Below are 20,677 nucleotides of genomic sequence, written 5' to 3'. Positions count from 1 at the left end.
GGTACGCTCGCTCGACGATGGAACTCGATCGACCCGGCCGGGTGCTCACCACGCTCTCCGTGCTGCCCGCCCTGGCAGTGACGGGCTGGCTGCTGGCCGGGCTCCCGCTGCTCCTGCTCGGCCGCTTCGCCCCCCTGCCCGCCACGCTGCTGGGCGTCCCGCTGGCGGCGCTGCTGTGCTGGGCGGGCGCGCGAGGCCTGGGCGACGGAACGGCGGGCGACGCGTCACGGGCGGCGGTGAAGGAGCCGGGCGTCGCCGGCGCCATGAGGCGCGTCCAGAAGAGCACCTGGCAGGTGGCAGGCGTAGCGGGCGTGGCGGTCGCGTCGGGCGTCCTCAACGCGATCACGCACAGCGAGCAGGTCGCCGTGAGACGCGACCCCGCCACCTACACCCAGTACGCCGCCTGGATCGCCACCCACGGCGGCCTGCCCATCCCCGTCCAGGCGGAGGCGTTCGGCGGGCCGGACCCCTCGCTGGTGTTCAAGAGCGTCGGCTTCTTCCCGGCGGACGGCGCGGTGGTGCCGCAGTTCATGCCGGGCCCGCCGATGTTGTTCGCGATCGGCCACTGGCTGGGTGCCCCGTACGTGGTGCCGGCCGTGCTGGGAGCGCTGGCGGTGCTCACGGTGGGCGGGGTGGTGGCGCGGCTGGCCGGGGCCAGGTGGGCGGTGCCGGGCGCGGTGGCGTTCGCGGTGAGCATGCCGATCCTGTACACCTCGCGCACCACGTTCAGCGAGATCCCGTCGTTGATCCTGCTGTTCGGCGGCCTGGCCCTGGCGCACGACGCGCTGGCCAGGAGGGAGCGGGGCAGGGCGCTGCTGGCCGGGCTGGTGTTCGGGCTGGCGGTGCTGGTCAGGGTGGACGGGCTGCGTGACGTGCTGCCGGTGCTGGCGTTCGCGGGGCTGCTGATCGGCATGCGGCGGCTGCGCAGGCCGGCGGGCGTGGTGGGGCTGCCGCTGCTGGCCGGGCTGGTGGCCGGGGCCGGGGTGGGGATGCTGGCGGCGTATCTGCTGGCTCGTCCTTACCTTTCTTATTTGTCCGGTTCGGTACGGCCGTTGCTGTTCGTCTGCGCCGGCGTCCTCGTGCTCACCGCCGTCGGCACGGCCTTCGCCCCGGCCCTCGCCAGGATCCGGCTGCCGAAGTGGGCGCCGAGGACGGGCGCGGTGCTCGTCGTGCTGCTGATGGCGGCCCTGTACGCCCGCCCATGGGTGCAGACCGTGACGCGGGTCCCCGCCAACCCCGACGACCGCCGCACGTTCGAGATGATCGAGCAGATCCAGCGCGCCAACGGCATGCCCGTGGACGGCACGCGGCTCTACTTCGAGAACTCCCTGCACTGGGTGACCTGGTACGTCGGCGCCCCCGCCGTCCTGCTGGCCACGATCGCCGCCGCCCTGCTCGTGCGCAGGCTGCTGCGCGACGGCACGTCGTTCGAGTGGCTGCTGCCGCTGGCGGTGGTGGGCTGGACGACCGTCACCACGCTGCTGCGCCCGGAGATCACCCCGGACCATCCGTGGGCCGCCCGCCGCCTGGTGCCCATCGTGATCCCCGGCATGATCCTGCTCGCCACGTACGGCCTGGCCCGGCTGCGCCGCCTCACGGACCGGCACGGGCCGAAGGTGCTGAAGTGGGGCATGGCGCTGGCCGTGCTGCTCGTGCTGGCGCCCCCGGCCGTGACCTCGATCGGGACGGCGTTCACGCCGGTCGAGCGGGGTGAGGCGGCGGCGGTCGAGGCGATGTGCGCCCGGATCCCGGCCGACGCCTCGGTGCTGACCGTGGAGCGCGTCACGGGCGACAGGTTCGTGCAGGTCGTCCGGGGCATGTGCGGGAAACCGGCGGCGCAGGTGGCCCGTACCGAAGGCGATCTCGCGCCGGAGAGCGAGGTGCGGCGGCTGGCCGAGCGGGTGCGCGCGGCTGGCCGCGTGCCGGTCGTGCTGGGGGCCGAGAGCTGGCACGTCTCGCCGTACGGGACGGCGACGCAGGTGCTGAAGCTGGTCACGCGCCAGGACGAGCGCTCGCTCACCGAGGCTCCGAACGGCACGTGGACCCTGACGATGAACGTGTGGATGGCGGTCGCCTGACCGGCCCGCGATGAGCCAGACTGGTAGGAAGACCCCGGAATCGGGAGTTCCCGCTGGCCGGATGTGGACTCGCCTCCCGGCTGGGCAGAGTACCCTCGACCCCCGTGAGCACGCTTGAGACCCCCAAGAGTGGAACTGCCGTGGATGAAGCGCCGTACGTCACGATCGTCCTGCCCTGCTACAACGAGCAGGATCACGTCATCGACGAGGTGGAGCGCATCACCAAGGCGATGGACTCGAGCGGCTACACCTACGAGCTGGTCGCGGTGGACGACTGCTCGACCGACGCGACCCTGGCCAAGCTGCGGGAGGCCGCGCCGCACTACCCCAACCTGCGCATCCGCGCCTTCCACCGCAACGGCGGCTCGGGCACCGTGCGGCGCATAGGCACGCAGGAGGCCAGGGGCGAGATCGTCGTCTGGACCGACGCCGACATGTCCTACGCCAACGAGCGCATCCCCGAACTGGTGCAGATCCTGGAGAAGGACACCACCGTCGATCAGGTGGTGGGGGCGCGCACCAGCGAGGAGGGGTCGCACAAGCTGCTGCGGGTGCCGGCCAAGTGGGTGATCCGCAAGGTGGCCGAGATGCTGGCCGGGCAGAAGATCCCCGACCTCAACTCGGGCCTGCGGGCCTTCCGCAAGTCGGTGGCGCGGCCCTACCTGCGGCTGCTGCCCCCCGGGTTCTCGTGCGTCACGACGATCACGCTGTCGTTCCTGATGAACCAGCACGACATCTACTACCTGCCGACGGAGTACGCGAAGCGGGCGGGCAAGTCGAAGTTCAGCTTCGTCTCCGACGCCTACCGCTACATCCTCCAGGTGCTGCGGATGATCATGTACTTCAACCCGCTCAAGGTGCTCATGCCGCCCGCGTTGTGGCTGGTCGCCATCGGGTTCGTGAAGGGCGTCTGGGACATGATCCAGCACCCGTTCTACTTCCCGGCCAACACCGTCATGATCTTCCTGTCGGGGATGCTGATCGGGTCCGTTGCGCTGCTCGCCGACCTGATCGTGCGCTCGCGGGGAGAGTGACCTTGCGGATCGCGATCGTCGGCCCGACCCATCCGTACAAGGGCGGCGGGGCGCAGCACACCACCGAGCTGGCGCACCGCCTGTCGGCGCTCGGGCACGACGTGGTGATCGAGTCGTGGCGGGCGCAGTACCCGTCCTTCCTCTACCCGGGGCAGCAGACGATCTCCGCGCCCGAGGGCACGCCGTACCGCAAGACCGTGCGGCGGCTCGACTGGCGGCGGCCGGACGGCTGGGTGGCGGCCGGGCGGCGGCTGCGGTCGGCCGACCTGGTCGTGCTGGCGGTGCTCAGCCCGGTGCAGGTGCCCGCCTACCTGGGCATCCTCGCCGGGATCGGGCGGAAGACCAGGACGGTCGCGCTGTGCCACAACGTGCTGCCGCACGAGCGCAAGCCGTACGACGCGCCGCTGATGAAGGCCCTGCTCAGGCGGGTGGACGGGGTGCTGGCCCACTCCGAGCCGCAGGCGGCGCTGGCCAGGGAGCTGACGGCCAAGCCGGTCAGCGTGGCCGGGCTGCCGCCGCACCTGCCCTCCACCTCCGGTGACACGGCTGCCGGGGCGGTGCACCGCAGGCTGCTGTTCTTCGGCATCGTGCGCCCGTACAAGGGGCTCGACCTGCTGCTGCGCGCGCTGCCTGAGGGCATCGGGCTGACCGTCGCGGGCGAGTTCTGGGGCGGGCTGGAGGAGACGAAGGCGCTGATCGGCGAGCTGGGCATCGGCGACCGGGTGGAGCTGCGCCCCGGCTACGTCGCCGCCGAGGACGTGCCGAGGCTGTTCGCCGCGGCCGACGCGCTGGTGCTGCCCTACCGCAACGCCACGGCCAGCCAGAACGTGTGGCTGGCGCACGAGCACGGCGTGCCGGTGATCGCCACCCGCGTCGGCGCGCTGGCCGACCACGTCACCGACGGCGTGGACGGGCTGCTGGTCGAGCCGGGCGACGCGGAGGCGCTGCGGGCGGCGATCGAGCGCTTCTACGCCTCCGGCGAGCCGGAGAGGTTGCGGTCGGGGGTCAAGGCCGTCGATCCCGAGCCGTTCTGGTCGGCGTACGCGACGGCGCTGCTCGGCGCCTGAGCCGCGGCGACGGGCCGGCGGCCGGCCACGAACGAGATGCCCGCCGCCACCGCGTCGGCCAGCGTGAACGACAGCCGCGACACGATCGCCACGGCGAGCGCGGCGGGCGTGCCGATGATCGGCCCGAGCACGAGCACCAGCGCGCCCTCCCTGATGCCGACCCCGGCGGGCACGACCACGGTCAGGATGCCGGTCGCCCAGGCGAACGCGTAGGCCCCTGTCGCCACCACGTACAGGTCGGGACGGCCGGCGATCAGCCAGATGTGCAGGCCGTACACGAGCCAGCCGAGCACCGTCCACGCCACGGCGAGCACCACCGTGCGGCCCGGCAGCGCGCTCTCCAGCGGCTCCCTGCGCGCGATGCGCAGCGCCAGGTTGAGGCCCCAGGTGAGCACCCTGGGGTGCAGGCACACGATGATCACCGGCACGAGCAGCACGAAGTACCAGGCCTGCCGCACCGCGTCCAGGGTGCCCAGCGTGGCGGCGGCGATCGAGATCGCCACCCCCAGGTTGATCACCAGCCCGAGCGAGATGGTCGCGAACGTGCGGCGCGGCGGGCTGCCGTGGTCGCGCCCGAGGTCCATCATCGCCGCGTACGCCCACACCGCGCCCGGGATGTACTTGCCGAGCTGCCCCACGAACATGATCCGCCCGGCGATCCGCACAGGCACCCGCGTGCCCAGCCCGGAGAGGATCTCCCGCCAGGCCAGCAACATGCAGAACTGGCCGATCAGCACGGCCGCGAACGAGCCGAGCACCGCCCACGGCGACATCGCGGCCAGCGCGGTCGTCGTCTCGTCCCAGTTGACGGCCAGCCCGTAGCCGAGGAAACCGACGGCGACCAGGGCCAGGACGATGCGCAGCAGGCGGCGGAGCATTGGCTCAGGTTACGCGCGGCTCTCCGGGTAAATCCAGCAGGCGGGAGCGGGGATTGGCGTACGGGCCCGCACGGGGTCGGTACGGTGGGGAATCGTGGTGAAGCAACGGGTCGCGCAGCTCGAGTACTCGCAGTTCCAGTCCGCCATGCTCGACGAGGCGAAGCGCAGGCGGAAGGCCGCGAAGATCATCGCGGTGCTGGAGCACTTCAACGGGCCGCTCGGCGGGCTGACCGTCGGCGACGTGGGCTGCTCCGCCGGGTTCATCGCCGACGAGCTGGCGCAGGCCGGGGCCAAGCACACGCTCGGCATCGACATCGACGTGCCGGGGCTGCGCAAGGCGGCCGACCGGTTCGGCGACAGGGTGGCGTTCGTCTGCGGCGACGGCACGGCGCTGCCGTTCCCCGACGGGTCGGTCGACGTGCTGGTGTTCAACCACATCTACGAGCACGTGGTCGACCCTGACGCGGTGGTGGCGGAGATGCGCCGGGTGCTGTCCGACTCGGGGGTGCTCTATCTCGGGCTGGGCAACCGGCTCGGGGTGATGGAGCCGCACTACAAGCTGCCGTTCCTGTCGTACCTGCCGCCGGCGCTGGCCGACCGTTACGTGCGGGCGTTCGGCCGGGCGGACCACTACTACGAGCGGTTCAGGACGCGGCGCGGGCTGCGCAGGATGCTGCGCGCCTTCCACGTGTGGGACTACACGCTTCCGGTGCTGGCCACGCCGACGAAGTTCGCGGGGGGCGAGTTGTTCCCCGGCGTGCTGGGCAAGGTGGTGCGCACGGTGTTGTCGCGTACGCCGCGTGAGGTGCTCAGGCTGCTGCTGCCGGTCGTGCCGACGTACCTGTGGGTGGCCACCAAGACGCCGCGCCGCCCGGCCGGCCCGCGGCTGCCGCAGCCGCCCGAGCGGGTGCGCCCGCTGTGAGCACCGAGCCCACCGCCGAATCCGTGGCCGCGAACGGCGACTCCGAACGCTCGGACGGCGCCGCCCGAGGTGTGCCGCGGCGGCGTCCGGTGGCTCGCCGTCTGGTCAGGTACGGCTTTCTGGCGGTCGCGCTCGCCTTCGGCGGCTGGGCGGTGGCCAGGGAGTGGGACGCGGTGGTGGCCGGCTTCTCCAGGCTGTCGTGGGCGGCGCTGGCGGGCTCGCTGGTCGCGGTGGTCGCGGCGCTGCTCGGAGCCATGCTCACCTGGCGCACCCTGCTGGCCGACCTCGGCTCGCCGCTGCCCGCCCGCCCGGCCGCCAAGGTCTTCTTCGTGGGCCAGCTCGGCAAGTACATCCCGGGGGCCGTCTGGCCCGTGCTCGCGCAGATGGAGATGGGCCGCGACCTGGGCGTGCCGCGCTCGCGCAGCGCGGCGGCGTTCTTCCTGATGATGCCGATCCAGCTCGCCACCGGCCTGCTGGTGACGCTGGTCACGCTCGGCTGGGACCGGTACGGCTGGCTGCTGCTGTTCATCCCGCTGCTGCTGGTCCTGCTCGAACCGAAGGTCGTCAACGCGGTCATCGGGTACGCCCTGCGCCGCCTCCGGCGCGAGCCCCTGGAACGCCCCCTGACCAGGCGCGGCATGCTGACCGCGCTCGGCTGGGCGCTGACCGGCTGGCTCGCCTACGGCGTCCACCTGTACTTCGTCGCCCCGCAGGGCGGCCTGCTCTTCGCCGTCGGGGCGTTCGCGCTGTCGTGGTGCCTGGGCATCCTGACGTTCGTGATCCCGGCGGGCGCGGGGGTCAGGGAGGTGGCGATGGTCGCGGTGCTGGCGCCCCATCTGGAGTCGGGTGCCGCGATTGCGGTGGCTCTTTCGTCCCGCATTGTCATCATCGTCGGTGATCTGATCTGTGCGGGCCTGGCGGGAATCGCAGCCCGTCGCGACTCGGTGTGATTTGGCCCACGATTTAGGGGAGGCTGGTCATAAGCTGAACTTCAGAGGGGGACGCCCGGTCCCACGTTGATCTTGAGGGGAGAAGATCTTCGTAATGCCTCGAGTGCTCGTCGATGCGGCGGCGGTTCCCGCGGACCGCGGCGCGTTGATCAGATACGTGGACGGGCTCGTGGCCGCGCTCGATCGGGCCGGCGCGAATCTGTCGGTGGTCTGCCAGCGTGCCGAAGCGGAGCGATATCGGCGCCTCGCGCCCTCGGCCCAGATACTTCCCGGGCCCGTAGCGATCACCAACAGGGCCGCCAGGCTGGCGTGGGAGCAGACAGGGCTCCCGTTACTCGCCCGCCAGGCCGGCGCCGACGTGATTCACGCCCCCTACTACTCCATCCCGCTCGGGTCGGGCCTGCCGACCGTCGTGACCGTGCACGACGCCACCTGGTTCACCGAGCCCGACGACCACAGCCCGCGCGCCGCGTTCTTCCGCTCGGCCACGCGCACCGCCGTCCGCCACGCCAAGCGGGTCATCGTGCCGTCCAAGGCGACGCGCGACGAGCTGGTCCGCGTGCTGGCGGCCGACCCCACCCGCATCGACGTCGCCTACCACGGCGTCGACCTGGCGCACTTCCACCCGCCGACCCAGGAGGAGATCCGCCGCGCGGCCATGCGGTGCGGGCTGCACGGCCAGCCGTACGTGGCCTTCCTCGGCGCCCTCGACCCCCGCAAGAACGTGCCCAACCTCATCCGCGGCTTCGCCGCCGCCGTGAAGCGGCTGGACAAGCCGCCGGCGCTGGTGCTCGGCGGCGGCGTGCACGAGGACGACGTGGACGCAGCCTGCCGCGAGGTCGAGGCCACCGTCCGGGTCATCAGGCCCGGCTACCTCCGCGCGCCCGACCTGCCCGGGTTCCTGGGCGGGGCGCTGGTCGTGGCCTTCCCCTCGCGCGGCGAGGGGTTCGGGCTCCCGGTGCTGGAGGCCATGGCCTGCGGCGCCCCCGTACTGACCACCCACCGCACGTCGCTGCCCGAGGTGGGCGGCGACGCGGTGGCCTACACTGAGCCGGACGTCGGCAGCATCGCCGAGGCGCTGGGTCACCTGCTGGCCTCTCCCGAGCGCAGGAACCAGTTGCAGGAGGCGGGGCCGGCCAGAGCCCGCGAATTCACGTGGGACGCTTCGGCGGAGGCCCATCTCAGCTCCTATCAACGCGCGATCGAATAGTTCGGTAACCTCACGGAGTGATGGAGAGCTCTTTGCCAGACCTCGAGGCGATCCTCCTGGTCGGGGGGCAGGGCACGCGCCTGCGTCCGCTGACACTGGGCACGCCCAAGCCGCTGCTGCAGACCGCCGGGGTGCCGTTCCTGGCACACCAACTGGCGCGCGCCCGCTCTTTCGGCGTCCGCCGCATCGTGTTCGCCACCTCCTACAAGGCGTCCATGTTCGAGCCTGCCTTCGGCGACGGGGCTGCGTTCGGGCTCTCACTCGAATACATGACCGAGGAGACACCGCTGGGCACCGGCGGCGCCATCCGCAACGCCGCGGAGGCGCTGACGGCCGGCCCCGGCGACCCGGTGCTGATCCTCAACGGCGACATCCTGTCCGGCCACGACATCGGCGAACAGGTGCGCGCGCACCGGGAGCGGCAGGCCGCTGTAACGCTCCATCTGACGGAGGTCGACGACCCCTCCCGGTTCGGCTGCGTGCCGACCGACGAGGCGGGGCGCGTGACGGCTTTCCTGGAGAAGACCCCCAACCCCGTCACGAACCGGATCAACGCCGGCTGCTACGTCTTCACCCGGTCGGTGATCGACTCGATCCCGCGCGACGAGGTCGTGTCGGTCGAGCGGGAGACGTTCCCCGGGCTGATCGAGTCGGGCGAGCTGGTGCTGGGGTATGCCGACCGCACCTACTGGCTCGACGTCGGCACGCCGAGCGCGTACGTGCAGGGCTCCCGCGACCTGGTGCTGGGCCGGCTGGCCTCGCCCGCGCTGCCGGGGCCCACGGGCGAGTTCCTGCTGCTCGACGGGGCCAGGATCTCGCCGGAGGCGAAGGTCCAGGGCGGCACGGCCGTCGGCGCGCGGGCCGTCGTCGAGGCGGGCGCCTCGGTGGCCGGCTCCGTGCTCAGCGACGACTGCGTGGTGGAGGCGGGCGCCTCGGTGGTCGACTCCGTGGTGGGCCAGGGTGCGCGGGTCTGCGCCGGCACGGTGGTGCGCGACGCGGTGATCGGCGACGGCGCCATCGTGGGGCCGGGCAACGAGCTGCAGAACGGCGTACGCGTCTGGCCGGGCATCGAGCTGCCCGAACGGGCGCTGCGTTACTCCAGCGACGTCTGACCCAGCCCTCGGGGGCGGGCAGACTGTACAGGTGATGGAGCGCAGGTGGGAGCCCGATGGGCCGCTCGACGTGGGGCTGGCGTTGCAGCCCCACAAGCGCGGCGGCGGCGACCCCACCTGGCGCCAGACGCCCGACGGCGCCGTGTGGCGCACGTCCAGGACCCCCGACGGGCCCTGCACGCTCAGGGTGAGCGCGCGGGCGGGCGGCGTGCACGGTCAGGCGTGGGGGCCGGGGGCGGGCTGGGCGCTGGAGACGATGCCGGCGCTGGTGGGCGCCGAGGACGACCTGGCGGGGTTCAGCGTCAGGCACGAGGTGCTGGCCGACGTCGTCAGAAGGCATCCCGGGCTGCGCATCGGGCGCACGGGGCGGGTGATGGAGGCCCTCGTGCCCGCCGTGCTGGAGCAGAAGGTGGTCGGGCGGGAGGCGTGGCGGGCCTGGCGGTGGCTGCTCGGCCGGTACGGCGAGCCCGCACCCGGGCCTGCGCCCGAGGGCATGCGGGTGGTGCCTGAGCCCGAGGTGTGGCGGCAGATCCCGTCCTGGCACTGGCACCGGGCGGGCGCCGAGGCCGTGCGCGCCCGCACGATCGCCACCGCCGCCTGGCACGCCGCCAAGCTGGAGGCCGCCGCCACCACGCAGGAGCTCGACCGGCTGCTGCGCGCGCTGCCGGGGGTCGGCGTGTGGACGTCGGCCGAGGTGCGGCAGCGGGCGTTCGGCGATCCCGACGCGGTCAGCGTGGGCGACTTCCACCTGGCCAAGCTCGTCGGCTACGCGCTGACCGGGGAGAAGACCGACGATCCCGGCATGATGCGGCTGCTGGAGCCGTACACCGGGCATCGGCACCGCGCCACGGTGCTGGTGTGGCTCAGCGGCCTGCGCCCGCCGGCCAGGGGGCCGAGGATGGCCGCGCGCGACTACCGGGCGTTCTGAGCGCGCCCTGGGTGCGTACGGCGAACTCAGCCCGTCGTACTGTGCCTCTATGAGTTCTGACTCCGCGCTCCGCCGCGCCCTCGCCCGAGCCAGGGACGGAAAGACGCTCGATGTGACCGAGGCGACCGTGCTCCTGCACGCCAGGGACGAGCACCTCGACACGCTCCTCGAACACGCCTCCCGCGTGCGCGACGCCGGTCTGCGGGCCGCCGGTCGCGAGGGGATCATCACCTACAGCAGGAAGGTTTTCATCCCGTTGACCCGGCTGTGCCGGGACCGCTGTGGTTATTGCACGTTCGCGACGGCGCCGCACAAGCTGGAGGCGCCGTTCCTGAGCCCCGACGAGGTGCTGGAGATCGCCCGGCAGGGGGCGGCGATGGGGTGCAAGGAGGCGCTGTTCACGCTGGGGGACCGGCCGGAGGACCGCTGGCACCAGGCCAGGGAGTGGCTCGACGCGCACGGCTATGACGACACGTTGTCCTACGTGCGCGCGATGGCGATCAGGGTGCTGGAGGAGACCGGGCTGTTGCCGCACCTGAACCCGGGGGTGCTGAGCTGGCGGGACTTCCAGCGGCTCAAGCCGGTCGCGCCGTCCATGGGGATGATGCTGGAGACGACGTCGCGGCGGCTGTTCGAGGAGAAGGGCCAGCCGCACTACGGCTCGCCCGACAAGGACCCGGCCGTGCGGCTGCGCGTGCTGGAGGACGCCGGCCGGACGAACGTGCCGTTCACCACGGGCATCCTGATCGGCATCGGCGAGACCGTCGAGGACCGGGCCGAGTCGATCTTCGCGATCCGCAGGGTGGCCAGGGAGTACGGCGGCATCCAGGAAGTGATCGTGCAGAACTTCCGCGCCAAGCCCGACACCGCCATGCGCGGCCTGCCGGACGCCGACCTCCAGGAACTGGCCGCCACGATCGCGGTGGCCCGCCTGGTGCTCGGCCCCCGCGTACGCCTCCAGGCGCCGCCCAACCTGGTCGACTCCGAGTACGAGCTGATGATCAGGGCCGGGATCGACGACTGGGGCGGCGTGTCGCCGCTCACCCCCGACCACGTCAACCCGGAGCGGCCGTGGCCGCAGATCGACGACCTCGCCGCCCGCACGGGCGAGGCCGGATTCCTGCTCAGGGAACGGCTGACGATCTACCCCGAGTACGTGCAGGCAGGGGAGCCCTGGCTCGACCCCCGCCTGATCGGCCACGTCTCCGCCCTGGCCGACCCGGCCACCGGCCTGGCCCGCGAGGACGCCGTGCTGGAAGGCCGCCCCTGGCAGGAGCCCGACGGCGGCTTCGCCGCGTCCGGGCGCGTCGACCTGCACGTCGAGGTCGACACCACGGGCCGCACGAACGACCGCCGCGACGACTTCGACCACGTCTACGGCGACTGGGACGCCCTGCGCGAGCGCCTGGGCAGCACGGTCGCCGCCACCCCCACCGACGTGCGGCAGGCGCTGAAGCGCGCCGAGGCCGACCCGGCGGGCCTGACGGACGCCGAGGCCGTGGCGCTGCTCGGCGCCGAGGGCGAGGCGCTGGACGAGCTGGCCGCCATCGCCGACGCGCTGCGCAGGGAGGCGGTGGGCGACGACGTCACCTACGTGGTCAACCGGAACATCAACTTCACCAACGTCTGCTACACCGGCTGCCGCTTCTGCGCCTTCGCCCAGCGCAGGACGGACGCGGACGCCTACACGCTGAGCGTGGACCAGGTCGCCGACCGGGCCGAGGAGGCGTGGGCGGCCGGCGCGACCGAGGTGTGCATGCAGGGCGGCATCCACCCCGACCTGCCCGGCACCGCCTACTTCGACATCGCCAGGGCCGTGAAGGCCAGGACGCCGGGCATGCACGTGCACGCGTTCTCCCCGATGGAGGTCATCAACGGCGCGTCGCGGCTGAACCTGTCGATCCGCGACTGGCTGGAGGCCGCCAAGGAGGCGGGCGTGGACTCGCTGCCCGGCACGGCGGCCGAGATCCTCGACGACGACGTGCGCTGGGTGCTGACCAAGGGCAAGCTGCCGGCCAAGGAGTGGATCGAGGTCATCAGCACCGCGCACCGGGTCGGCATCCCCACCACCTCGACCATGATGTACGGGCACGTGGACAACCACCTGCACTGGGTCAGGCACATCAAGCTGATCAGGAGGCTGCAGGAGGAGACGGGCGGCTTCTCCGAGTTCGTGCTGCTGCCCTTCGTGCACACCAGCGCCCCGATCTACCTGGCGGGCGTGGCCAGGCCCGGCCCGACCGCGCAGGAGAACCGCGCCGTGCACGCCCTGGCCAGGATCCTCCTGCACGGCGCGATCAGGAACATCCAGTGCTCCTGGGTCAAGCTCCAGGACGACCTGTGCCGCCAGGTGCTCCAGGGCGGGGTCAACGACCTCGGCGGCACGCTGATGGAGGAGACGATCAGCCGGATGGCCGGGTCGGAGAACGGCTCGTACAAGACGATCAGCGAGCTGCGCGCGATGGTCGAGGTGACCGGCCGGCCGGTGCGGCAGCGCACCACCGAGTACGGCGTCCCCGGCGCGGAGCGGCTGGCGGCCTCGGCGGCCAGCGACGGCGTCTGCCAGAGCGTCAGAAGGGTCCTGCCGCTGGCCTAGTTGTAACATGTTCTAACAAGCACTTGCGCCCGCCCTGTGAGGCGCTGGGAGAATCGTTCCTCCCCGTGGAGAGAGGTTCACCGTGCGGTTGGGTCGGCACCGCGCCGCGTTAGCCCCCGAGCAGCGACGCAGGAAGGCGCTCCAGCGCGGCATGCTGGCAGGGCTGACGGCCGTGGCCATCGTCGCGGCCGGCCTCGTCGTGATCTTCGGCGGCGGCGGGGTGCTGTGCAGCACACGAGAGCCTGTTCTGGTCAACGTGGCCGCCGCGGTGGACGTGGCTCCGGCGGTCATGGAGGCGGCCGGCCGGTTCAACGAGACGAAGACGGCCGTGGGCGGCCGGTGCGTGCTGGTCCAGGTGACCGAGCAGCCGCCGGCCACGGTCCTGCGCACGCTGATCGGCGACCGGGCGGGTGTGCTGGCCGAGCGGCCCGACGGCTGGATCGCCGACTCCTCCGCCTGGATCAGGCTGGCCCGCCAGCAGGGGGCCAGCTCGCTGCCGGCGGGGGAGAGCGTGGTGGCGACCTCGCCGCTGGTGTTCGCCACCCGGTCGTCGCTGGCCCAGCGCTTCTCCGTGGGCAGGACCGAGATGAACTGGCGGATGGTCTTCCCCTCGACCGTGCGCGGGCGGCTGACGCCCAACGCCGACGAGCCGGACGTCGTCCGCGTGCCCGACCCGTCGCTGGCCGGGGCGGGCATCGCCACCGTGGCCGCCGCCAGGGACGTCGTCGGCACCGGCCCCGACGCCGACAAGGCGCTGACCGCGTTCGTGCGCTGGGCGCAGGCCGGGTCGGCGCCCGACTACCGCAGCATGCTGGCGGCCGTGGACGATCACACGTTCTGGCAGCGCCCGGTCGTCATCGTGCCCGAGCAGTCGGTGTGGAACCACAACCTGCGGCCCTCCTCCGACCCCGTCGTGGCCCTGCACCCGCGCGAGGGCACGATCAACCTCGACTACCCGTACGTCGTCACCGCCGCCGACCCCGACGTCGCCGAGGCCTCCACCGTCTTCGCCGACTGGCTGAAGGGCGCGCAGGCGCAGGAGATCGTGCGGCGGGCCGGCTTCCGGTCGGGCGACGGCACCCAGGGCCCCCTCTCGCCGGGGCCGCAGATCCCCTCCGCCACCCCGAAGACCAGGTCGTCGGTGTCGCCGCAGGACATCGACGAGGCGCTGCGGGCCTGGAGCAGGCTCGCCCCGCCCACCAACATCCTCGTCCTGGCCGACACCTCCAAGCACATGGCCGAGCCGCTCAACGGCCGGACCAGGGTGAGCGTGGCGCTCGACGCCGCCAAGATCGGGCTGCAGCTCTTCCCCGACTCCACCCACATGGGGCTGTGGGAGTTCGCCGACAAGGTGGGCGGCATCAGGAACTACCGGCAGCACGTCGGCCTCGGGCCCATCAACGAGCCCGAGACCGGGCAGGTCATCCGCCGCAGCCGGCTGGACCAGCTCACCAGCACCATCGCCGCCCACCCCAAGCGGGACAGCTCGCTGTACGACTCGATACTCAGCGGGTTCCGCACGATGAGCAGCGGCTACCGCGAGGAGATGAACAACGCGCTGCTGGTGATCACGGCGGGGCGGGACGACGGCAAGGGCACCGGCCTGGGGCAGGTGCTCGACCGGCTGAAGCGGGAGTGGAACCCGGACCGGCCGGTGCAGATCATCGTGATCGCGTTCGGCAAGGGGGTCGATCGGGCCGCGCTGTCGCAGATCACCTCCGTCACGAACGGGTCCCTGCACGAGGCGGAGGAGCCCGGGGAGATCATCGACGTCTTCCTGGCGGCCCTGGCGCGGCGCCTGTGCCACCCGACCTGCAAGCCGACCGCCTAGGGCTCAACGGTTACGGCGGGCGATGGAGGCGTTGAGCGCGGTGGCGAACGCCGTCCACGCCGCGTAGGGCAGCAGGAGCAGCCCGGCCGTGCGGTCGGCGCGCAGGGCCCGGCGGATCAGCACCACGTTGGACGCGTTGAGCAGCAGGAGCTCCGCCAGAGCCAGGCGCGGGGCCTTGGCGCGGAAGAACAGGGCGGGCCAGGCGGCGTTCAGCACCAGGTTGCCCGCCAGGGCGCGGGCCATGGCGTCGCGCTCCGCGCCGGGCTCCTGGTCCAGCGCGCGGGCTCCGCCGTACGCGATGAGCCCGTACAAGGGGGTCCACACCAGGGGGAACGCCTGCGAAGGGGGCTGCCAGGAGGGCTTGCGCAGCCGCTTGTACCAGGCCGTGCCGGGGGCGGTGGCCAGCGAGCCGGCGAGGGCGGCCGCGCCGGTCGCGAGCGCGGTGGCGAGCAGGGTCTTGTTCATGGCACGTGCCCCTGCCCGCCCCGTGGCGCTTCTATCGGTGTTACACGCGTGCCCAGAGGGCCGGCACGTTCGGCGGCTCCCAGCCCGCGAGCGCGGTGTGGGCCTGGAGGCACCGGTACGTGACGCCGTTGTAGGTGACGGTGTTGCCGGCGGCGTACGCCGTGCCGGCCTTCCACGTGCCGGAAGGCGTGGTCGGCGTCGTGGTCGGCGTCGGGGTGGGCGTGGGCGTGACGGTCGGCGTGGGCGTGGGCGTCGGGGTCGGGTTGCCGCCTCCGCCGCCGATGTTCAGGTCGATGCAGGAGTAGAAGGCGTTGGTGGTGTCGGAGATGTTCCAGATGGCCAGGACCTTCTGCCGGCCGGAGTAGCCGGAGAAGTTGACCGTGTGCGAGATCGTCGCCGGGGGCTGCTGGCCGTTGCCGGCGAAGCTCTTCACCAGGGTGTTGCCGATGTAGTACTCGTAGCTGGCCGTGGCGTGGCGGGCGGTGAACGTCCAGGTGAAGGTCACCGAGGTGCCGACGGAGGCGACGGGCCAGGCCTTGCTCTCGTCGCTGAGCTGGGCGAACTGGCCGAGGTTGGCGTGGCAGCTACGCAGGCCCTTCGGGCCTTCCACGCTCTGCGGCTCGTAGATGATGTTGCCGCAGCCGGAGACCTTGCCCTGCGCGCAGTTGGCCTGGCGGGAGGGCGGCGTGAGCACGTAGCCGTGTGCGAACGCCGGGCTCGTGTTGAACACCGTGGTGGCGACCGCGACCACCACCACGGCGACTAACGTGAGGGTCCTTCTCATGAAGTGCTCCTTCACATGGGGGGTTGGCCCTAATGTAAAGGAAAGTTTCCTAACGGTAAACGCCTCGCTGACGGCCTGTCAGCGCGTGACGATGAAGTCGGCCGGATCGCGCGGCGCCCTGTCGCGCGGCGGCGCGGCGGCATGGCCCACGGCCACGCAGCCCATCGGATCCCACGACTCGGGCAGGTCGAGCACCTCGCGGACGACCGGCCGGCAGAACATCGTGGACGACACCCACGCCGAGCCGAGCCCCTCGACGGCGAGCTGGATCAGGAAGTTCTCCACCCCGGCGCCGGTCGCCACGATGAACATCTCCCGCTCCGAGGCGTTGCGCCGATCGTCGCTGTAGGTGTGCGAGCCCTCCATCACCAGGCACGGCACCACCAGGTAGGGGGCGTTGCGCAGCACGTCGCCGCGCCTGACCCGCTTGGCGATCGACTGCTCGGAGAAGCCGTCGCCGCGCAGGTCCGCGATCCACGCCTCGCGCATGGCGTCGAGCAGCTTCGTCCTGACCTCAGGCGTCTCCAGCAGCACGAACCGCCACGGCGTCGTGTGGTGCGGCGCGGGCGCCGCGATGCCCGCCGCGACCGCCCTGCGCACGGCCCCGGGATCGACGGGCTGCCCGGAGAACTCCCTGATCGTCCGGCGGGCGAACACCACGTCACGCGACCCGTAACGGAACAGGTCCTCGTCGGCGCCCCGCACCAGCGGCCTGACCCCCGGCCCGTCGTCGTCGGTCACCAGGTGGGCCAGCCCGCGCACGATCGCCACCGGCACCCCGGCCAGCTTGCCCTTGACCAGCTCGGCGGCGCTCGCGATCTCGTCGGCCAGGGCCGTGACCGTGGCGCTGAGCTGGTTGCCGTAGGAGTCGGAGGCCCCCCGGAAGTCGTCGAGCGGCAGCACGCCCGCCGCGCCGATGGCCACGTCGGTCAGCCCGTGACGCCACGGCCGCCCGAACGTGTCGGACACGATCACCCCGACCCGCCCGCCCAGGCCCGCCCTGATGCGCCTGGCCGAGGCGTCGGAGTCGTCCGGCAGGAGCAGCACGGTGCCCGGCTCGGTGTTGGAGGCGTCGACCCCCGCGGCGGCCATCACGAAGCCGTGCCTGGTCTGCGAGATCACCGTCTCGCCGCGCCTGGCGACGACCCGCTCGGTCTCCTCCATGATGGCCGCCGTGCGGTCGGGCGCCCGGCGCACCCGGCCCTCGGCCTTGCTCACGATCTTGGAGGTGATCACCACGATGTCGCCGTCGCGCAGGTCGGCGCCCGCCAGCAGCGCCGCCACGTCGTCACCCGGCCGCACCTCGCCGAGGCCGGTCACGGGGATCACCTCGACCCGCGTCACATCGCTCACTTGGCAAGCTCCTGGGCCAGGTCGAGGGTGGTGCGGGCGATGTCGGCCGCGGCCTGCGCGTCGTGCATGAGGATCGGACGGGCCAGCACGCGGACGCCGTCGAGCGACACCCCTGAGTCCTCCTCGGCGACCAGCCAGCCGTCGATCAGCTCCGCGCCGTACAGCTCCAGCACGGCCTGCGCGGTCGTCTCCACCCCGATGGCGGTCAGGCAGGCGTCGGCCATGCCCCGCACCGGAGCGCCCCCGATGATCGGCGAGACGCCCACCACCGTCTTCGGCAGCAGGGCCTCGCGGATGCCCGGGACCTGGAGGATCGTGCCGATGCTCACCACCGGGTTGGACGGCGGCAGGATCACCACGTCGGCCTGCTCGATCGCCTCCAGCACGCCGGGGGCGGGCTTCGCGGAGTCGACCCCGACCAGGGCGAACGACTGGGCGGGCACCGAGGCGCGCAGCCGTACCCACCACTCCTGGAAGTGGACGGCGCGCTTGCCGCGCTCGTCCTCGATCACGACGTGCGTCTCGCAGCGGTCGTCGCTCATCGGCAGCAGCCGCACGCCCGGCTGCCAGCGCGTGCAGAGCGCCTGCGTGATCTGCGAGAGCGGGTAACCGGCCTCCAGCATCTGCGAGCGGACGATGTGGGTGGCGAAGTCGCGGTCGCCGAGCCCGAACCACTGCGGCTCGACGCCGTACGCGGCCAGCTCCTCCTTGACGACGTGGCTCTCCTTGGCCCGGCCCCAGCCCTGCTCCTCGTCGATGCCGTTGCCCAGGGTGTACATCACGGTGTCGAGGTCGGGGCAGACCCGCAGGCCGAACAGGGTGATGTCGTCGCCCGTGTTGCCGATGACGGTGATCGAGGCGTCGGGTGCGGCGGCCCGCAGCCCGCGCAGGAAACGGGCGCCGCCGATGCCGCCGGCTAGTGACACGATGTGCATGCGGCCCAGTCTTCCATCGGGCTCTGACAAGCCCGTCTCCGGACTGGTTTTCCGGTTTCTGTCAGCCGTGTACTGCCAGGTATTGGGCGATTTGATATGGAAGAGGTTCCTGGGACTCCCCGCAGGTGAGTCAGCGATGTGGCAAACTCCCTTCGGGCTAAAGGGTCCGATGGGGGTACTTGTGAGCAAATTTGACGTTGCCCGGCTCAGAGAGCCGGCCGCCTGGATCATGCTCGTCGCTGGCTTGCTGAACGTGGTGCTGGCGATCGGGCACATATTGATCGGCTCGTCCGGCTCGTCCTTCACGGAGCGTGCCGCCTCGAACTTCTCCGACCTGACCAGCCCGGTCGTGACGGCGTTGCTGCTCGGTGCGGTGTTGCTGGTCACCAAGGTGAGTGAGCCGTCCGCCAAGGCCAAGCCGATCACGTACGGCGCGGCGGCCGGATTGCTGCTCGCGGCGGTGTTCGGCATGCTGGCGCTGCTGAGCGGGCTGTTCGCCGGCGCCGGGGCGCGCGTCACCATCGAGTACGTGCTGCTCGGCGTGCCCACCCTGGCGTTGACCGCCCTCGCACTGGTGTATCTGCTTCCGCAGGTGCTGCCTGAGCGGCCCGCGGCGCAGGTGTATCACGGGCAGTTCGGGCCGCAGCCCGGGTTCTTCGAGCAGCAGCAGTACAACCCCCAGGGGCAGCAGCAGCCGCAGGCTGGGCCCGGTTACGGACAGCCCGGCTTCGGGCAGCCCGGGTTCCCCCAGGATCAGCCCGCCGCCGCTTACGGGCAGCAACCGCCGTCCGGGCAGCAGCCCGGCTTCGGCGGGGCCCAGGATCCGCAGGCGGCGCCCGGCTACGGTCCGCAGCCCCCTTCCGGCCAGCAGCCCCCTTCCGGCCAGCAGCCTCCCTCCGGCCAGCAGCCTCCCTCCGGTCAGCAGTCTCCGTCCGGTCAGCAGCCCCCCTCTGGCCAGCAGCCGCCGTCCGGCCAGGAACCCGGCTATGGTCAGCAGCCCCCGTCCGGCCAGCAGCCCGGCTACGGTCAGCAGCCCGCCTCGGGTTACAACCAGCAGCCGCCCTCGATGCCCGGTTACGGTCAGCAGCCCCCTTCCACCCCCGGCTACGGTCAGCAGCCCCCCTCCACCCCCGGCTACGACCAGCAGCCGCTCTCGGCCCCCGGCTATGGCCAGCAGTCGCCCAGCTACGGCGGCCAGCCCGAGCCCCAGGCGGCGGCGTACACCCCGCAGCCGGCGCCGCACATCAGGGGCGCGCTGCCCGCCGCCCCCTCCGACCAGCAGCCCGAGCCCTACGCCCCTGAGGGCTTCGGCCAGTACGTCCCCGCCGACACGGCCCCCTCGGCCCCGACGCCCGCGCCGGAGTACAACACTCCGCCCGCCGGAGAGTACACCCCCGCCCCGTACGTCCCGGCCGACAGCCAGCCGCACCTGTACGGCCAGCCCAGCCCGAACCCGTACGCGCCCCCCGCGAGCGACCCGTTCCCCACGCCCGCGGAGCAGCCCGCCCCCTACGCCGCTGCGGACCAGCAGGCCGGCCCGTACGCCGACCCGCAGCCCAACCCCTACGCGCCCCCGGCCGAGCAGGCCTACCCGTCGGGTGAGACGGCGCCGAACGTGCCGTATCCGCCGCAGGCCGCCGAGCAGCCGCAGCAGTTCGGCCAGCAGCCCTACTTCGGGCAGAGCGCGTTCGACCAGCAGCAGCAACAGGGCGGGCAGCCGTTCACCGGGTACTCGGGGCACGAGTACGCCACGCCGCCCGCGTACCAGGAGCCGGACCCGCCGGTGGACCCGCGCTCGCAGCAGCTCATGGACGCCTACCAGCAGGCGGAGACGTACCAGTCGAACGTCGGCACCCAGCCCGAGCTGCGCGTCCCCGACTACGGCACCCAGCAGAGCAGGCCGTACGACGACCCGTTCGGCCACCCGCAGGCCCAGCAGGCCGGTCCGCAGCACGCGCCACAGCACGCCCAGCCCCAGCCTCAGCAGCCCCAGCACGGCGGCTACGAGCAGCCGAGCGGCTACGAGCAGCCGAGCGCGTACGAGCAGCCGGGCCAGCCCCAGTACGGCGGCGAGCAGGCGGGACAGCCTCAGTTCGGCGGCGGCGAGCAGCCAGGTCACCCGCAGTACGGCGGCGGCGAGCAGCCGGGCCAGGCCCAGTACGGCGGCGGGTACGAGCCGCAGCAGGGCCAGTACCAGCCCACCCACCAGGCCCCCCAGCAGCAGCAGGGCGGCTGGCCGGACGCGCAGGGTGGCGAGTCGACGATGCGGATCGACCCCGCGTCGCTGGGCGGCAACTTCGGCGGCGACCAGCGCCGTCCGGGAGACGACCCGATCGACCCGACCGCCATATACACCCCCAATGAGCCACGCAGGTAACGGACCGGCAATGAACGGCTAGAGAGAAGGTGGGCCACGGGCGGGTGTCTGTCTCGCCCTGGTACGGTTCCGACCGCTGAGAGCTTGAAACGGGCCAGGCCGGCGTCCCGCCTGCGGGGTGCGGGCCGGGTGCGAACATCACATGCCGAGCACACCG

Annotated in this window: 16 protein-coding genes; 11 read left to right on the top strand and 5 right to left on the bottom strand. The window is 72.3% G+C overall.

Translation table 11 applies throughout. The features are described from left to right. Positions 1–17 precede the first annotated feature (17 nt). From ABD331_RS48685 to ABD331_RS48675, 3 genes are all read left to right on the top strand, one after another. A complete protein-coding gene (locus ABD331_RS48685; protein ID WP_344491792.1) occupies positions 18–2,078 on the top strand; it encodes an ArnT family glycosyltransferase in 2,061 nt (686 codons plus the stop codon). A 104-nt stretch (positions 2,079–2,182) separates the two neighbouring features. Then, positions 2,183–3,112, top strand: coding sequence for a glycosyltransferase family 2 protein (locus tag ABD331_RS48680; protein ID WP_344491789.1), 930 nt, complete (start codon positions 2,183–2,185; stop codon positions 3,110–3,112). A gap of 2 nt (positions 3,113–3,114) precedes the next feature. Beyond that, positions 3,115–4,179 (top strand): glycosyltransferase family 4 protein, encoded by a 1,065-nt coding sequence (locus tag ABD331_RS48675; RefSeq protein WP_344491786.1) that lies wholly within the window; start codon positions 3,115–3,117, stop codon positions 4,177–4,179. Here the strand turns inward: ABD331_RS48675 and ABD331_RS48670 are convergent. Continuing rightward, entirely contained in the window at positions 4,080–5,057 is a 978-nt protein-coding gene (locus ABD331_RS48670; protein ID WP_344491783.1) for a lysylphosphatidylglycerol synthase transmembrane domain-containing protein, read from the bottom strand. The genes ABD331_RS48675 and ABD331_RS48670 overlap by 100 nt on opposite strands. A gap of 94 nt (positions 5,058–5,151) precedes the next feature. Here ABD331_RS48670 and ABD331_RS48665 point away from each other — a divergent pair, with 94 nt between their 5' ends. The 7 genes from ABD331_RS48665 to ABD331_RS48635 all read left to right on the top strand — a co-directional run bounded on the left by ABD331_RS48665 (position 5,152) and on the right by ABD331_RS48635 (position 14,606). Next, positions 5,152–5,979, top strand: a complete 828-nt coding sequence (locus ABD331_RS48665; RefSeq protein ID WP_344491780.1) for a class I SAM-dependent methyltransferase — start codon at positions 5,152–5,154, stop codon at positions 5,977–5,979. Next, positions 5,976–6,929: a lysylphosphatidylglycerol synthase domain-containing protein gene (locus tag ABD331_RS48660; protein WP_344491777.1), complete on the top strand. Its 954-nt coding sequence runs from the start codon at positions 5,976–5,978 to the stop codon at positions 6,927–6,929. Before ABD331_RS48665 ends, ABD331_RS48660 begins: the two co-directional genes overlap by 4 nt. A 94-nt stretch (positions 6,930–7,023) precedes the next feature. After that, entirely contained in the window at positions 7,024–8,139 is a 1,116-nt protein-coding gene (locus tag ABD331_RS48655; RefSeq protein WP_344491774.1) for a glycosyltransferase family 4 protein, read from the top strand. 32 nt (positions 8,140–8,171) lie between these two features. Then, positions 8,172–9,251 carry a mannose-1-phosphate guanylyltransferase gene (gene manB, locus ABD331_RS48650; RefSeq protein WP_425566241.1) on the top strand — a complete coding sequence of 360 codons (1,080 nt, stop codon included), beginning with the start codon at positions 8,172–8,174 and terminating at the stop codon, positions 9,249–9,251. Positions 9,252–9,285: 34 nt separating this feature from the next. Then, positions 9,286–10,179, top strand: a complete 894-nt coding sequence (locus ABD331_RS48645; protein ID WP_344491919.1) for a DNA-3-methyladenine glycosylase family protein — start codon at positions 9,286–9,288, stop codon at positions 10,177–10,179. 49 nt (positions 10,180–10,228) lie between these two features. Continuing rightward, positions 10,229–12,775, top strand: a complete 2,547-nt coding sequence (locus ABD331_RS48640; RefSeq protein ID WP_344491768.1) for a bifunctional FO biosynthesis protein CofGH — start codon at positions 10,229–10,231, stop codon at positions 12,773–12,775. 82 nt (positions 12,776–12,857) lie between these two features. Further along, positions 12,858–14,606, top strand: a complete 1,749-nt coding sequence (locus ABD331_RS48635; RefSeq protein WP_344491765.1) for a substrate-binding and VWA domain-containing protein — start codon at positions 12,858–12,860, stop codon at positions 14,604–14,606. A 3-nt stretch (positions 14,607–14,609) separates the two neighbouring features. On the opposite strand, the gene ABD331_RS48630 is transcribed toward ABD331_RS48635, so the two are convergent. The 4 genes from ABD331_RS48630 to cofD form a co-directional block, all read right to left on the bottom strand. After that, a complete protein-coding gene (locus tag ABD331_RS48630; protein WP_344491762.1) occupies positions 14,610–15,071 on the bottom strand; it encodes a TspO/MBR family protein in 462 nt (153 codons plus the stop codon). A gap of 40 nt (positions 15,072–15,111) precedes the next feature. Further along, on the bottom strand, positions 15,112–15,855 hold the full coding sequence (locus tag ABD331_RS48625; protein ID WP_344491759.1) for a lytic polysaccharide monooxygenase: 744 nt from the start codon (positions 15,853–15,855) through the stop codon (positions 15,112–15,114). A gap of 78 nt (positions 15,856–15,933) precedes the next feature. Continuing rightward, positions 15,934–17,208, bottom strand: coding sequence for a coenzyme F420-0:L-glutamate ligase (locus ABD331_RS48620; RefSeq protein ID WP_425566240.1), 1,275 nt, complete (start codon positions 17,206–17,208; stop codon positions 15,934–15,936). Continuing rightward, entirely contained in the window at positions 17,205–18,143 is a 939-nt protein-coding gene (gene cofD / locus ABD331_RS48615) for a 2-phospho-L-lactate transferase (protein ID WP_344491756.1), read from the bottom strand. The genes ABD331_RS48620 and cofD overlap by 4 nt, the downstream gene beginning before the upstream one ends. 181 nt (positions 18,144–18,324) lie before the next feature. Between cofD and ABD331_RS48610 the strand changes: the two genes are divergently transcribed. Further along, entirely contained in the window at positions 18,325–20,520 is a 2,196-nt protein-coding gene (locus ABD331_RS48610) for a hypothetical protein (protein WP_344491753.1), read from the top strand. The last annotated feature ends 157 nt before the right edge of the window (positions 20,521–20,677 follow it).

Source organism: Nonomuraea monospora (genome assembly GCF_039531895.1).
GTDB lineage: Bacteria > Actinomycetota > Actinomycetes > Streptosporangiales > Streptosporangiaceae > Nonomuraea > Nonomuraea monospora.
Note: the sequence above shows the minus strand (reverse complement) of the source record. Positions and strands in the feature narration are given on the sequence as shown.